Annotated in this window: 2 protein-coding genes; one reads left to right on the top strand and one right to left on the bottom strand. The window is 71.4% G+C overall.

Annotated elements, in window-relative coordinates:
* Positions 1-135: 135 nt before the first annotated feature.
* Positions 136-654, top strand: coding sequence for a DUF2306 domain-containing protein (locus tag ACI769_RS19820; RefSeq protein WP_155100242.1), 519 nt, complete (start codon positions 136-138; stop codon positions 652-654).
* Positions 655-678: 24 nt separating this feature from the next.
* Here the strand turns inward: ACI769_RS19820 and ACI769_RS19815 are convergent.
* Positions 679-931, bottom strand: a 253-nt coding sequence (locus ACI769_RS19815) for a hypothetical protein (RefSeq protein ID WP_409142171.1), incomplete at its 5' end; no start/stop codon positions are given.

Below are 931 nucleotides of genomic sequence, written 5' to 3'. Positions count from 1 at the left end.
CGTACGGAAAACGGTCAGTTTTGCGGTGTCTGACAACCTTGTAGGAAGTCGCCAAGTTCGTGCGAGAAGCGGCGGGGGTGCGGCGGGCCGGTCGGTGAGACGCTGAGATCGGATGCTCGGGCGTCGGAGGCGACCATGATCGACATCCCGGGGTTGCCGGAGCCGGACGCGGGTCCGGTGTTCGACCTCGCTCTGCTGGTGCACATCGCCGCGGGCGTCACGGCGGTGCTCGCGGGGCTGGTCGCGATGCTCGCGCGCAAGGGCGGTCGGTGGCACGTCGGGGCTGGTCGCGTGTTCCTCGGTGGGATCGCCGCTCTCTTCGGGTCGATGGTCGTCATGGTGGTGATCCGTTGGCCGGCAACCGTCCACCTGGCCGCGCTCGGGGGGATCGCGTTGGCCGCCGTGCTCCTCGGGTGGCGCAACCGGCGCCGCGGTGAGAGCGACGGGGCGCACATCGCGTGGATGGGTCTGGCGTACATCGCGATGCTGACCGCGTTCTACGTCGACAACGGCCCGCACCTGCCGATCTGGGAACGGCTGCCGGACTGGTCGTTCTGGGTCCTGCCGACGGTGGTCGGGGCACCGCTCACGGGCTGGGCGGTCCACCGGCACCGACCGCGTCGCCCGGCACAGGCGCGGGGGCCGGCGCCGTAGGTCGCGGCGGTGGACGAGCGCGGGTCAGCGCCCGACGCGGTCCATGAGGGCGGCGGTCAGAGAGTGGTCGTCGGGCACGCCGCGCAGTCCCGCTGTCGTGGGGTAGACGCGGCACGCAACGCCAGGGCGCACCGTGGGCACAGGGAACAGGTCGCGTCCGTCGACGTGGAACGAGGGCGATCCGTGGAAGCCATGGGCCTGGGCCTGGTCGTCGTCGGTGATGACCACGGTGGCGATCGCCGCGTCGATCCCGGTCTTGTCCAGGACCCGGCGCAGT

The organism is Cellulosimicrobium sp. RS (assembly GCF_046159675.1).
In the GTDB taxonomy this organism is placed as follows: Bacteria; Actinomycetota; Actinomycetes; order Actinomycetales; family Cellulomonadaceae; genus Cellulosimicrobium; species Cellulosimicrobium funkei.
Note: the sequence above shows the minus strand (reverse complement) of the source record. Positions and strands in the feature narration are given on the sequence as shown.